The organism is Vibrio sp. F13 (genome assembly GCF_020806305.2).
GTDB lineage: Bacteria > Pseudomonadota > Gammaproteobacteria > Enterobacterales > Vibrionaceae > Vibrio > Vibrio crassostreae_C.
In genome coordinates this window covers 1,577,138-1,589,825 of record NZ_CP170176.1, presented here as the reverse complement: position 1 = coordinate 1,589,825, position 12,688 = coordinate 1,577,138, and the positions used below count along the sequence as shown (strand labels likewise).

Sequence of the window (12,688 nt, the reverse complement as noted above, 5' to 3'; positions counted from 1 at the left end):
TCGTTATTGTGGAAATCACTCAATAGGTAAAGACAGCACGCCGCCATTGAGTTCGACTTGGTTTAACCATTCTGTTGGAATCGCTCCGGCTTCTTCATAGAAGCAAGCCGCTAATACCGCGCCAATCACGATCGCACGCCCGCAGCTATCGCCCCCACATAAAATGTTGTCGCGGATACCTTGTTTAAAGCTCTGAGCGCCAGCAATGATGCGAATCAGCAGCGGGAACGCGGCACTCAATTCGCAATGCAACCCGAACTTTTTCGCGGCATCTGTTATTGAAAGCTCAGGCGCTGAGAGGGCTTCATCGATTTGATCGTGTATAAACTTGCTGCAGGTTTGTCGTACCATCTCTACTGATTGTAATGGTGAATTGCCTTGTATCGCGGCTTGAATCAGTAGGGTGATGGCTTGTGCCCACTCTACCGCTTTATCATTATTATTAGTGACTCGTACCGCACTCTCTACCATTGCAGGTAAGGTGTGAGAGGTGTAAGTACACGCCACTAATGGAATGATCTTTGAGACTGCGGGGAGCTGTGTATCATCCGCGCCACAGGCAGTAATCGGGGCATTTGCCAATTCTAATTGATGGATGTTCAACAAGCTCATACGAGTCGCTTTATCAATATAGCCTCGCCAACTACCACCAAAATCAAACCAGAATCGGAAGTGCTTGATGTAGCTCGCTTCATCGTACTGTTGGTTGTCGACTAAACTGTCGACCATCGCCAATAGCTGAGCACCATACTGTGATTGTTCACCTGCGGTTTTTCCTTGGTGAGCAAAGTAGCCCTTGTCTTGATAATCGAACTGATTCGGTGAGCGAAATTCTGGCTCAAAACCTGCTACGTGTAAGATCCTCTCTTGGTCATATAGCCAGTGCAGCCCCATTGAAGCAGCGTCTCCAACTAATGCGCCGACAACGGCGTAAAAAGCTCTTTCTTTATGATTGTCCATGTTGAGCGATGTCCTTGAGATGAATCAACGTAGTTCGATACGTTAAGTATAGTGATTAGCCGAGCATTTTGCTGTGTTTCTAAGAAGAAATATGAAGGAATAAATTCTGACTGATCAATAACTTAAATCAATCAGGTGAAATGGGTAAGGGTGATGAATAGCTGGGCGAGTCGGTACTTCTTATTAATGACGTTACTGATGGTTAAGGTAAGCACTAGAACGTTGCTCAATCACTTTGAACAGACGCGAAAGCACAAAGCATAAAGCAAAATATACGAAGCCTACAATCAGCCAGATCTCGAAGATCAAACCGGAAGAGTTCGCCATTTCAGTGCCAACAAATGTCATCTCTTGAATCGAAATCAGGGATACAATCGAGGTATCTTTTACTAGAGAAATTGCCTGACCTGCTAAAGGCGGTGTGATGGCCGTTAATACTTGCGGGCCAACCACAAATCGATACTTAGACAACGCCGATAAGCCGAGTGAATCGGCCGCTTCCCATTGCCCTTTAGGAATACTTTCTAAGCCAGCTCGAATCACTTCTGCGATGTAAGCCGAAGAGAGCAAACCAATACAGATAACACCAGACGCCAAGTTTTCCCAAAGGTTAGCAGGACCAAACAGAAAGGCTTGAACAGCGTTAATCTCGCCGTTGTGTTCACGTAAGATACTTTCTAAACCAAGTAATGGAATCAGTTGGTTAGAAACGAAGAAATAGAATATGAAGACAAAAACCAGTGGTGGAATATTTCGAACCAGTTGGATAAAAATCAGTGCAGGCGTACGAAAGAAAGCAATTTTAGAGTGCCTAGCAACGCCAAGTAATGTGCCAAAAGAGAGTGCTAAAACCATGCTCCAAACACTCAAGCGCAGTGTCGCGATCAAGCCTTGGAAAAAGTAAGGAATATTGCCTTGAGAAGGCGGAATGAAAATCAGGGTAAACGCATCTTCCCAGCGCCAATGGTAGTTAATACCAACAGCGGAACGATAATAAAGCCAACCTGCGAACGCGAAAATGATCGCAAACAACACTCCATCTAATAGATTGAGGCGTTGATACCAAGGCTTCGTGTGAAGGTTGGGCTTGGGCGTTGATAATGCGCTAGTACTACTCACGTCATTCCTGTTTAAACAATGATAATTAATATGCTGTGAGAGTGGCTATGAGTTTATAGCTATCTCGGGTGTTTCTTAAAAGACAGTACCAGCAAGGTACTGCCTTGATTGGTTCTTTAGCGTCTAATTGGCAGTTGATTACTGACCTTGAGCAATCTGGTCTTGCCAATCTAGAGTAGAGAACCAGTACTCGTAACGCTCTTTCAACCAACCGTCTTCAGTACGTGCTTTGATCCACTCGTTGAAGAATTCTGTCTTGTCAGTTTCACCTAGGCGAACTGCAAATGCTTCATTACCTTTTGATAGGCGTTCTTCGAATGGAATAAATAGCGTGTCTGCGTTTTTAATCGCTTCATGTTCTGGTTTCGGGCTAGACGCGATAACTGCGTGCGCGTTGCCGTTTAACACTTCTTGGAATGCTTGAGCATCGTCATCGAACTGTAGAACTTTCGCTTTAGGGAAGGTTTCACGAGCCACTTGAACTGTGAACGCACCACGACGCGCAGCGATTTTTACACGGCGAGAATCAAAATCAGAGATTTGTGTATAACCTTCTGCTAGCTCTTTATTCGCCGCCAGTTGGACGCCGGAGTGCGAGTAAGGTTCAGTGAACAATACGCTTTTAGCGCGAGCTTCAGTGATAGACATACCGCCAATGATTACATCAAACTTGTTCGAAAGTAGAGAAGGGATGATGCCGTCCCATGCCGTAGGAACGAACTCGACTTTCCAACCCGAATCTTCGGCAAGGCGTTTCGCCACGTCGATTTCAAAGCCAACAAGATCGCCTTGTTTGTTACGCATCGCCCAAGGAACAAACGTCGACATACCAACGCGTAGAGAGCCACGTTCGTTGATTTTGTCTAGGTTAGGCGTTTCAGAAGCAAGAGCAGGCAAACTGACGGCAAGCGCAAGTAGGGCTGTAATCGCGGTTTTAAATAGCTTCATGCTGATAAATCCTTATTGTGTTCGCCAGTTAGCTCCGAGCTTATGCTCAAGCCAAGCAGCAACGGCAGAAAGTGAAAGTGTAAGAGCAAGATAAATGATCGCCACAGAGAACCAAATCTCGAATGGCATCGCGGTTTCAGAAACAATGTTTCTGGCTTCAGTCGTCAGGTCAAAAATAGCCATGACACTCACAATTGAAGAGTTTTTAATAAGAGAGATCACTTCATTGGTCAAAGGTGGCAAGGTGCGTTGCACCACCTGAGGAAGAATCACATCCCAGTAAGTATAGGTCTTTGATAAGCCCAAGGATTGAGCTGCTTCAAATTGTCCTCTCGCAATACCATTTAAACCAGCACGAAATATCTCGGCGGTGTAAGCGCCTTGGAAAAGTGCCAAGGCTAAAACGGCAGTACTAAAGCGATCGAGCCCTAATACGGGGCCAAATACAAAATAGAGCAAATAAATTTGTACTAATAACGGCGTGTTACGAATCAACTCAACATAGCTGGTGGCTAAGGTGCGTCCAACCACCGAATTGGAGTTTCGCAATAGGGCTGTGGTTAAGCCAATCACCAGCGTTGCAACCAAAGAAATCAAAGAGATATTGATGGTAACTAGTAGCCCTTCAACTAATTCTGCAGGCCACCATTCACCATCTTCATAGAAAGCAATATAGTCCGGCACACGCTCCCATTGCCAGCTGTATCCCATGGTTTGTGCACCAGAGTCGAGAATCCAAACAACAGCAGCCACCAGTACAACAATCTGTACCAAAGCAGATAGGGCGGGTTTAATAATTCGAATCAACATCAATAAGTCAGGATCTGATTTAGGAACGCTTGAGTACGTTCATGTTGAGGGGTTTCAAAAAGCGATTGTGGAGTATTCGATTCCACAATTTGTCCTTCATCCATGAAGATAACGCGGTCGGCCACTTGTTTTGCAAAGCCCATTTCGTGGGTCACACACACCATAGTGATGCCTTCGCTCGCCAGTTCAACCATCACATCGAGCACTTCGTTGATCATCTCCGGATCAAGCGCTGAAGTGGGTTCGTCAAACAAGAGTAATTCCGGCTTCATACACAGGGAACGGGCGATAGCCACGCGTTGTTGCTGGCCGCCAGAAAGTTGCACTGGGTATTTGTTGGCTTGTTCTGCAATGTGCACACGCTCTAGATAGTGCATTGCTATCTTCTCGGCTTCTTGTTTGCTTTTTTTAAGCGTACGAATTGGCGACAGAGTTAGGTTCTCAAGCACGGTAAGATGGGGGAATAAATGAAAGTGCTGAAACACCATTCCGACTTGGCCCGGTGTGTTGAACTTACTCGGGAGTACTTGTTCTAGCACGGAAAGTTCGCCACTTTCGAAAGGTTCTAGCTGATTGATACAACGGATCAATGTTGATTTACCCGAACCAGACGGCCCGCAAATCACCACTATCTCTCCTTGTTCAATATTTAAATCGATATCCTTTAGGGCATGAAAATCACCATACCACTTGTTAAGTGACTTAAACTTAACCATTTCCTTGAGATTGTTCAAATCGTTGTTCATACCTAGTAAAGAGACAGGTTTACCTTAACAATATAGAAATATGATTGCACATAAAATTAGGGACTTATGAGAATTTAATAGCATCTTGTAGGGCAAATTAAAAAGCAGCGCCCAAAATGAACGCTGCTTCTGTTGTACGAAAGAAAAAAGTAATGGGTTCAGTCAGATGTGAAAATTCATCGTTGTATGACCAATATCTTTACTTTCTCTCTATTTTCCCGATTCTTAGTGAATCGCAGACTCTAGAATCTCACGTGTTTTCTCTGGCGTGATTGCTTGGTTCTCACCAAGTTGTAGGTAGCCGTGTGATTCAAGTTGAGCAACAACATTGTCAATCGCCGTTGCTTTGTTTGTTTCGTAGCCGTCGAACATGGTTGCTACGTCTAGGCTGTGGTAGAACGCTTCGATTGCAGCGATTGTGCGTTCTGCTAAATCAGCACCCGCTTCTAAGCCAAATACGTTACGACCCATTTGCTCTAGCTTGCCACGTTTCGCTTCGATTTGGTTACGAAGTAGTGAAGGTTGAACAATCGCAAGCGAACGTGCGTGGTCTACGTGCCATAGTGCAGTGAATTCGTGGCCAATCATGTGAGTTGCCCAATCTTGAGGAACACCTGTACCAATCAGGCCGTTAAGCGCTTGGTTTGCTGTCCACATTAGGTTTGCACGCCATGCATCGTTGTCACGCTCGTCGTATTGCTTACCCAGTACAAGTAGGTTCTTAAGCAGTGTTTCTGCGTAACCGTCTTGAACCATTGCGTCTGTTGGCATCGTGATGTATTGCTCACATACGTGAACCCACGCATCAACTAATCCGTTGATCAGCTGGCGCTCAGGTAGAGACTTCATTACATCTGGGTCCATAACCGCAAACTTAGGCTGTACTGCAGGGTTCAGGAATGCCAGTTTCTCTTGAGTCGCTTTACGCGTGATTACCGCGCCCATGTTAGATTCAGAACCTGTCGCAGGAAGAGTCAGTACCGCGCCGATTGGCGTCGCTTCAGTTACTTGGTGTTTGCCCGTTAGGATATCCCAACCGTCGCCGTCGTATTTAGCCGCTCCAGCAACGTATTTAGAACCGTCGATTACTGAACCACCGCCAACAGCGATAATGAACTCTACGTTTTCTTCTTTAACAAGAGCGACTGCTTTGTCTAGCGTCTCTTTGGTTGGGTTTGCTTCAACGCCAGAGAACTCAATCCAAGAGTGATCTTTTAAAGACTCTACAACTTGGTCGTAAACACCGTTGCTCTTGATTGAGCCGCCACCATAGATGACTAGTACTTTCTTTGAAGTATCAACCGCTTGGCTGATAGCGTTGATTTGGCCTTGACCGAAATGGATAACAGTAGGGTTAACGTAAGTAAATTGCATCAGAGATTCCTTGTGTAAAGCGAAATTTGTTATTTTGGTTTATTGCTCAATTTCCATATTTGCATATTAGTACAGTAATCTAGGTCAATGAAGAGCTGTTCCTCCAAATAAATTGCCTATTTCTACAAACTTGATATTCTTCCTCTGCTTTAGCTTACTTACTCTTAGCACTTGGAATGGAAAGTCGCCACTTATGAAAACACTCGCTCAGTTGTTACAGTCATATGTAGAACACAAAGGTTGGGATGATCTCGAAGGGATCAGAGAAACTGAAATTAGCGGCGTGTGGTTGTATAGAAGCAGTGGCGGGAATCAGCGTCAGCCATTTACTTACCAGTCTGGCATTATCATGCTCGGACAGGGTAAAAAGAACATCTACATTGGCGAAAGGCCAGTGACTTACGCTGCAGGTGATTATCTTGTGGTGGGTGTGCCAATGCCGTTAGAGTGCGAAGCCTTGCCTGTTAATGGTGAACCATTGCTTGGCTTGTCGATTAGCATTGATTCTCAACGCTTGCATAGCTTAGTCAAAAAGCTCGAAGATCAAGGCTTCTTAGAGAGCTACTGCAACAAGCACAAACAGAACTCGAGTGGCTTAGAATCGACGCCAATGGAAGAGCAAATGCTAGAGAGCTTTACCCGATTGGTGAAAACGCTGCATTGCGACATTGAAGCCAACATATTGGGCGATGCCATGGTAACGGAGATTGTCTACCGCGCATTAACCGGTTCAGAAGGGCGTGTGCTGTTTGATTTAGCTCATCATGATGGCCATTACGCACGTGTTGCCAAAGCGCTGTCTAAAGTGCATGAAGAGTACGACCAAACCATCACCGTTCAATCGCTTGCTGACGAAGCCAACATGAGCGTGTCTGCCTTCCACAATGCATTCCGTAATGTCACCTTTGAATCACCTCTTCAATACTTGAAAAAGGTTAGACTTAATAAAGCCAAAGAGCTGATTCAACTAGAAGGCCTTCGTATTAGTGATGCTGCACGTCGAGTCGGTTACTCCAGCCCATCTCAATTTAGCCGCGAATTTAAGCGCCACTTCAATACTACTCCAAGAGCGGTTTAGTTCTTCTTTCAACGAAACTATGTGTTGAGAGCTATAATGCCAAAAGCTATGGTGACGATTGCTCATATTTGTTGAATTATATGAGTAAATGTATCTAATCATAGGCATTGTCAGATTGTAGGTATTTGATTCTCGAATATATTATTAACGTACTTATATAAAATAAGCTCTCGAAAATAATTAATTAAATAGCCTAAGAGTTTATGCACAGGTATAGGGGAGAAACTCACTAACTTAGCTATTAACGAAGTTTTAGTGTGAACAACCTATCAAATATTATCTAAAATTCTGGAATTACTCACCGTACTATCAGAGAGAGTATTCAGGATTATTGAATAGACTTAAAATTAAAGATAATTTAGCAGTTGATAAAGCCTAGTACGACGGATAATTAGTCGTTTGATGACTAATTATTCTGTAACTTGCTGATTTGTAGTCAACTGAGAGTCTGATTGATATCACGTTTACCTTAAAATAATTCACTTAATATGGCGCTACTTTAATCATTCTTTCCAATACGATTGTTAAATATAAATACGTATGACTATATTATTAAAAGGATAATTCCGATGAGTAGCGATATCATTAAAATTTCAAGAAATACTGAAAACGCACCAATTAATTCTGTATCTACACAAACGGTCGCTTTTTCTCATTATAATAACTTTTCAGCTCAATTACCTGTTGACCCTAAAACAGGTGAAGTAGTGATTGGTGATATTAAAGACCAAGCAGCACAATGCTTAAATAATATTAAGGCCATTGTTGAAAGCATCGACCATGTTATGGATGATGTTGTGAAGATTAATGTTTTCGTTAAGAATATTTCTGATATCGATGCTATTGATGAAGTTTACAAAAGCTTCTTCCAAAACAGCCTCCCTACACGCACAGTCGTGGGCGTAGCTGCGCTACCGAACAGTGACGCTTTAGTTCAAATGGATGCGCTTATTTCAAACGGCGAAGGCACTAAACCACAAGCACCTTGCGCGCTAGTTAAGGTATCAAGAAATACAGATAACGCGCCTCAAAGTACTGTATCGACGCAGACTGCGGCTTTTTCTCACTACAACAACCTTTCGGCTCAATTGCCTATCGATGTAGCCACAGGTGAGTTGGTTGATGGTGGTATCAAAGCGCAAACAGCACAATGTCTATCAAACATTAAAGCTATTTTAGAAAGCATCGGACACGTCATGAATGATGTGGTTAAAACGACTATCTACCTAAAAAATATCGCAGATGCGGAAGTGGTAAATGAAGTATGTGCTAAATTCTTCCCAAGCTACGTTCCTGCTCGCACCGTTGTTAACGCAACTGAATTACCAATGGGTGCTTTAATTCAAATTGATACATCCATTTCACATGGCGACGGTACACCGCCACAACTGCCAGAAGACACTCGCTTACTGGTTATCGAAGCTAATAATACGGTTGATGCGCCATTTATGGCTTATTCGCACACAGTCGCTTTCTCTCACTACAATCATATTTCAGGTCAACTGCCTGTAGATCCGAAAACCAATGAAGTGGTTGCTGGTGGTATAAAAGAGCAAACTGAACAATGTCTTAAGAATATTAAGGCGATCATTGAAAGTGTTGAGCACAGCATGGACGATACGGTGAAAATTAATATTCAGCTTAAAGATGTTTCAGATATTGATGCGGTGAACGAAATCTACACTACGTTCTTTAATGCTGAGTTACCGGCAAGAACGGTAGTAGGGGTTTCAGAGATTCCTATGAACGCTTTAATTCAAATTGATGCCGTCGTTTCTAACTGCGAAGGTACACCTCCACAAGACATTGTTGCTTAAACATCGTTACACACATCGATAACAGCGTTGAAATTTCGGCTCTAGTTCCTAACTTGGAATTAGAGCTGATTCAGTTTGAAGGCCTGCGATTAAGCGACAGTGTATACCGAATCAATGACTCTAATTCATCACAAGTTGGGCGCGAATGTAAGCGCCACCTCAATACATCCCCACGAGCGGTGTAATGCTTCCTATCAGCAATAAAGGTTGTTAAACATGCGGCACTTCATATAGTGCAATCTTGCGCATAATTTTTGATTGACCGAGAAATCTAAATTTTATAAATACCTGTTATTGAGGTACTAAGATTCTGGAGGAGGTTCATTTGCTCGATTTGTTAAAGAAAGTGGTGCTTATCAATTTGATGGCTGCAATGGTCGTTTATGTGCTGTCGCAGTTTTTTCCTTTCTTTGCTTCTACTCGACTCGTCGACTTCTTATTTTTTGTCGTTATTGTCATTTGGATATTGGCAAAACTTCTGTGGGAGGGAGGCGTTCATAGCAAAAAAACGCGCTTAGATGATCCTATTACAGACAAAGTCTACAAAATGGTCGACGGGCACGATTTTGCTAAAGACCAACAAGAACACTATCGAATGAATTATCAAACGGGCTTAGTGTTATTCATTGCTGGCTTACCGGCGTTTATTGCGTGCTTTGTTCTGCAATTCTTTTAAGTACGGGTAAGAGGCCGTAATGGAAGAATATTTAGAGCTGGACTTGATGACATTAGAGTCAATTTCAAAAGAAGCGGGCTTTCCAATAGATAGAGATGTGTATTTAGCATCGCGCACTCAATCAATGGAACAAGGACTGCTTGTCGAATATCGGCGACAGAATAAGCTAATTGGCTACACAACGTTGAGTGATTTAGGGGATGGAAAGTGGTTTGTCCCTATGTTTGTGGTACACCCAGACTATAGAAGTAAAGCCGCTTTTCTTGCTCTATTTCGTGGCATTGTAAATATACTGAAAGAGCGCGATTCAAGGGTATTAGTAAGCAATGTTTTACGCCTAAATGAACTGTCGGTGCAGTTTCATAAGCGATTAGGGTTTGAAATAACACGTGAGAATCACTTAGGTTATGAATTTACACTAGCGTTGACTCCTGAAGTAAAAAAAAAATGGGCTAACTTCGTCGCTGTTACCTTGGGGTCATAAATAATTGTGGATCGAGTTTGACCTCAAGTGTGTGGTGGTTAATATCACCTTTCTATCAAACGCATCACTATTAACGCTTCTTATCTTTCGAGAGTAATCAGCAAGGGCATGTATTATGTACAAAGTCGGAATCGTATTATTTGATGACTTCACCGATGTAGACTTCTTCTTGATGTATGACTTACTAGGAAGAACGACAGACTCTTGGGAGGTTAAGGTTCTCGGAACCAAGCTCGAGCATCGCTCACATTTGGGTATGACCGTGAAAACCGATGGTCATTTGAGTGAAGTTGCGCAGCAAGACGTTGTGCTGATCACAAGTGGTTATCGTGGTATTCCGGCTGCATTGAGAGAACCAGAGTTCATGAACTCATTACAGTTGGATCCGAGCGAGCAGTTAATCGGGTCGATTTGCGCTGGATCTTTTGTGTTGCACGAACTCGGTTTACTTAAAGGCAAGAGGCTAACAACAAATCCGCATGCAAAACAAACATTAGAAGCGATGGGTGGAGATGTTCAAGATCTACCTCTAGTCATCGAAGGCAACATTGCTACAGCTGGTGGGTGCCTTTCTCTGGTCTACTTAATTGGTTGGGTGGCCGAGCGGTTATTTGATTCTAACAAACGTAGGGCGATACAAAATCAGCTCATCCCTGCAGGGCAGCTAGAGCTCTTCGAAGAGCTTATCTCTAGAACCATCCAGTCTGCAGAGGCTGATAACTTACACAACAAGTCATTCAAAGCTGAGCTTACAGACGCGGTGAGTTAAATCATCGTCATGGTATTTTTACAAAAAGCGTTTAACGAGAGAAAGAAAACCAGTTTATGCAATTTCGAATTATTTTACTGCTATGCCTTACCCTAATAGGGTGTTCGTCCAATCAAGAGTTGGTACCCGACCCAACAACCATCACGCTATTTTATGGTGATACATCCATCGCCGCAGGTGTTTTAGAGGATAAAACATTCAATTCAGTCCTTGCCGATAGGGTTGAAAGCGTTACGTTTTCGGGCTCAATATCAAAGAAAGACTCTGGCTATTTTGTCGATATGTTAGTGATTCGAGAAACAAAAGAGCCACGTTCAACACGACAGCTTAACACCTCGCTTCTAATGAAACCGGGAGAGTTAGTAGATGTTGGCGGCGTGAATAACGATGTGTTCAGGGTAATCCTCGAGTAACAAAAATAAAGTGTTTAATTAATCTGATTTTTTGCTTTACCTCAACCTAACTTCAAGTCTTAAGCTTCTCTTACTGATTAAGAAGGAGCTTATTATGCAAAATAACTACATAAAAGAACTCGCCGTTAAAACTTACCAAGAAGACCTTCAAAAAGAGTACGTTAGATCTAAAGCTCAGCCATTCCACGCCCCAAGTTTTATCGGTGGGGTGCTGTTGTCAGTTGTGCTGGTAGGACTGTTTTAATTTATGCAGAATTTCTGATCCATTGCCAACTCTCAACATATCTATTTGCTGCACTTTAATGGCTACGGCACAATCTCTTAGGTTGAATTGTGACGCTAATGTCGAGAGGAAGTGAAGTATGGCAAGTCCAAGAGTATTAAAGTCACAGATTACTGATATTACCTGTGGCGAGAATGTCACTATCATCGAGCCAAGTAACGTTTATGGCTGTGAGCTTAAAGATGATGTGTTAGTTGGCCCCTTTGTTGAGATTCAAAAGAACACCGTGATAGGTGCGAGAAGCAAGATTCAATCTCACACCTTTATCTGTGAGTATGTGACCATTGGAAGTGACTGCTTTGTTGGTCACGGAGTCATGTTTGCCAACGACTTATTCAAAGAGGGCAAGCCAGATCCTAATCCTGAAAGTTGGGGGCGTACCTTGATAGCTGACAACGTCACGATCGGTTCTAACGCTACGGTTCTGTCTGTCAGCATTTGCGAAGGTGCAGTAATCGGCGCGGGCAGTGTGGTAACGAAAGACATCACCGAAAAAGGTATCTACGCAGGTAACCCAGCCAAGAAATTGAGAGGTTTACCGTAACCGTATTAATAAGCCGTGGTTCATGAATCATAAGGTGCGGCTTTTTAGGGAAACATTAGAGTATTTGTCATGGATGTATTTTTACACTTACTTCAACCGAATGACGCGAGTGCGCTTTTGGATTTTGAGGTCGAAAATCGAGAGTGGTTTGAGCAATTTATTCCAGTTAGGGGTGATAGCTTCTATTCAAATGCAGGTGTGACCGAGCAAATCACCAGCTTTCTAACTGAATACGAGAATGGTGAGATGATTCCTATGTTGATCAAAGATGCCAATGGCACTGTCTGTGGAAGAATCAACATCCGCGATATCGACCAGATCGCCCATAGTGGAGAGCTAGGGTATCGAGTAGGTCGTTCCTTTGCTTCAAAAGGCATTGCGTCTAACGCAGTAAAGCAGTTTCTACTCTATTTGGAGGAACAGACCAACCTTAAATATGTTGATGCCTATGCGTTAGTGGGCAATATCGGTTCCAACAAAATCTTATCCAATACCGGTTTTGAATTGGTCGAGTATGTTGAGAGCTACGCGGTGTTTAAAGGAGAACATCAAGATGCTAATTTTTATCGTAAGGTTTTAGCTGACTAGGTGACTATCAGTGCCTTATACATTAGAAGCTGGCAGCGTCCTTCTAGCCAGCTTCGAGTCTTTTTATTTAAAGGTTTAA

Annotated in this window: 15 protein-coding genes; 9 read left to right on the top strand and 6 right to left on the bottom strand. The window is 43.1% G+C overall.

Annotated features, from left to right (window positions below; translation table 11 throughout):
* Nucleotides 1–15 precede the first annotated feature (15 nt).
* From LMH68_RS21935 to LMH68_RS21910, 6 genes are all read right to left on the bottom strand, one after another.
* Complete coding sequence (locus LMH68_RS21935; RefSeq protein ID WP_229647857.1) at nt 16–960, bottom strand: ADP-ribosylglycohydrolase family protein; 945 nt, start codon at nt 958–960, stop codon at nt 16–18.
* Between the two features lie 192 nt (nt 961–1,152).
* A complete protein-coding gene (locus LMH68_RS21930; RefSeq protein WP_102428564.1) occupies nt 1,153–2,079 on the bottom strand; it encodes an amino acid ABC transporter permease in 927 nt (308 codons plus the stop codon).
* Between the two features lie 138 nt (nt 2,080–2,217).
* Nucleotides 2,218–3,027: a transporter substrate-binding domain-containing protein gene (locus LMH68_RS21925; protein WP_017062665.1), complete on the bottom strand. Its 810-nt coding sequence runs from the start codon at nt 3,025–3,027 to the stop codon at nt 2,218–2,220.
* Between the two features lie 12 nt (nt 3,028–3,039).
* Nucleotides 3,040–3,837, bottom strand: a complete 798-nt coding sequence (locus LMH68_RS21920) for an amino acid ABC transporter permease (RefSeq protein ID WP_017072207.1) — start codon at nt 3,835–3,837, stop codon at nt 3,040–3,042.
* Entirely contained in the window at nt 3,837–4,583 is a 747-nt protein-coding gene (locus LMH68_RS21915) for an amino acid ABC transporter ATP-binding protein (protein WP_102333483.1), read from the bottom strand. Before LMH68_RS21915 ends, LMH68_RS21920 begins: the two co-directional genes overlap by 1 nt.
* Nucleotides 4,584–4,808: 225 nt before the next feature.
* Nucleotides 4,809–5,957 carry an iron-containing alcohol dehydrogenase gene (locus LMH68_RS21910; protein WP_017072209.1) on the bottom strand — a complete coding sequence of 383 codons (1,149 nt, stop codon included), beginning with the start codon at nt 5,955–5,957 and terminating at the stop codon, nt 4,809–4,811.
* Between the two features lie 193 nt (nt 5,958–6,150).
* Between LMH68_RS21910 and LMH68_RS21905 the strand changes: the two genes are divergently transcribed.
* From LMH68_RS21905 to LMH68_RS21865, 9 genes are all read left to right on the top strand, one after another.
* Entirely contained in the window at nt 6,151–7,035 is an 885-nt protein-coding gene (locus LMH68_RS21905) for an AraC family transcriptional regulator (RefSeq protein ID WP_017067592.1), read from the top strand.
* A 569-nt stretch (nt 7,036–7,604) separates the two neighbouring features.
* Nucleotides 7,605–8,852 (top strand): RidA family protein, encoded by a 1,248-nt coding sequence (locus LMH68_RS21900; RefSeq protein ID WP_229647856.1) that lies wholly within the window; start codon nt 7,605–7,607, stop codon nt 8,850–8,852.
* 325 nt (nt 8,853–9,177) lie between these two features.
* A complete protein-coding gene (locus LMH68_RS21895; RefSeq protein WP_210472245.1) occupies nt 9,178–9,528 on the top strand; it encodes a hypothetical protein in 351 nt (116 codons plus the stop codon).
* A 19-nt stretch (nt 9,529–9,547) separates the two neighbouring features.
* Complete coding sequence (locus LMH68_RS21890) at nt 9,548–10,012, top strand: GNAT family N-acetyltransferase (protein ID WP_229647855.1); 465 nt, start codon at nt 9,548–9,550, stop codon at nt 10,010–10,012.
* 115 nt (nt 10,013–10,127) lie between these two features.
* The gene (locus tag LMH68_RS21885; protein ID WP_229647854.1) at nt 10,128–10,781 is read left to right on the top strand and encodes a DJ-1/PfpI family protein; all 654 of its coding nucleotides are present in this window, start codon (nt 10,128–10,130) and stop codon (nt 10,779–10,781) included.
* Nucleotides 10,782–10,837: 56 nt separating this feature from the next.
* On the top strand, nt 10,838–11,194 hold the full coding sequence (locus LMH68_RS21880; protein ID WP_229647853.1) for a hypothetical protein: 357 nt from the start codon (nt 10,838–10,840) through the stop codon (nt 11,192–11,194).
* A 94-nt stretch (nt 11,195–11,288) separates the two neighbouring features.
* On the top strand, nt 11,289–11,438 hold the full coding sequence (locus LMH68_RS21875) for a hypothetical protein (protein WP_017067591.1): 150 nt from the start codon (nt 11,289–11,291) through the stop codon (nt 11,436–11,438).
* Nucleotides 11,439–11,556: 118 nt separating this feature from the next.
* Nucleotides 11,557–12,021, top strand: coding sequence for an acyltransferase (locus LMH68_RS21870; RefSeq protein WP_229647852.1), 465 nt, complete (start codon nt 11,557–11,559; stop codon nt 12,019–12,021).
* Nucleotides 12,022–12,090: 69 nt separating this feature from the next.
* On the top strand, nt 12,091–12,609 hold the full coding sequence (locus LMH68_RS21865) for a GNAT family N-acetyltransferase (protein ID WP_017062656.1): 519 nt from the start codon (nt 12,091–12,093) through the stop codon (nt 12,607–12,609).
* Nucleotides 12,610–12,688: the final 79 nt, after the last annotated feature.

Bases quoted from the DNA above. Each gene is read 5' to 3' on its own strand.
- LMH68_RS21885 (WP_229647854.1), top strand. From the start codon at position 10,128: ATGTACAAAGTCGGAATCGTATTATTTGATGACTTCACCGATGTAGAC.
- LMH68_RS21900 (WP_229647856.1), top strand. From the start codon at position 7,605: ATGAGTAGCGATATCATTAAAATTTCAAGAAATACTGAAAACGCACCA.
- LMH68_RS21915 (WP_102333483.1), bottom strand. From the start codon at position 4,583: ATGAACAACGATTTGAACAATCTCAAGGAAATGGTTAAGTTTAAGTCA.
- LMH68_RS21935 (WP_229647857.1), bottom strand. From the start codon at position 960: ATGGACAATCATAAAGAAAGAGCTTTTTACGCCGTTGTCGGCGCATTA.
- LMH68_RS21910 (WP_017072209.1), bottom strand. From the start codon at position 5,957: ATGCAATTTACTTACGTTAACCCTACTGTTATCCATTTCGGTCAAGGC.
- LMH68_RS21865 (WP_017062656.1), top strand. From the start codon at position 12,091: ATGGATGTATTTTTACACTTACTTCAACCGAATGACGCGAGTGCGCTT.
- LMH68_RS21925 (WP_017062665.1), bottom strand. From the start codon at position 3,027: ATGAAGCTATTTAAAACCGCGATTACAGCCCTACTTGCGCTTGCCGTC.
- LMH68_RS21920 (WP_017072207.1), bottom strand. From the start codon at position 3,837: ATGTTGATTCGAATTATTAAACCCGCCCTATCTGCTTTGGTACAGATT.
- LMH68_RS21870 (WP_229647852.1), top strand. From the start codon at position 11,557: ATGGCAAGTCCAAGAGTATTAAAGTCACAGATTACTGATATTACCTGT.
- LMH68_RS21905 (WP_017067592.1), top strand. From the start codon at position 6,151: ATGAAAACACTCGCTCAGTTGTTACAGTCATATGTAGAACACAAAGGT.
- LMH68_RS21890 (WP_229647855.1), top strand. From the start codon at position 9,548: ATGGAAGAATATTTAGAGCTGGACTTGATGACATTAGAGTCAATTTCA.
- LMH68_RS21875 (WP_017067591.1), top strand. From the start codon at position 11,289: ATGCAAAATAACTACATAAAAGAACTCGCCGTTAAAACTTACCAAGAA.
- LMH68_RS21880 (WP_229647853.1), top strand. From the start codon at position 10,838: ATGCAATTTCGAATTATTTTACTGCTATGCCTTACCCTAATAGGGTGT.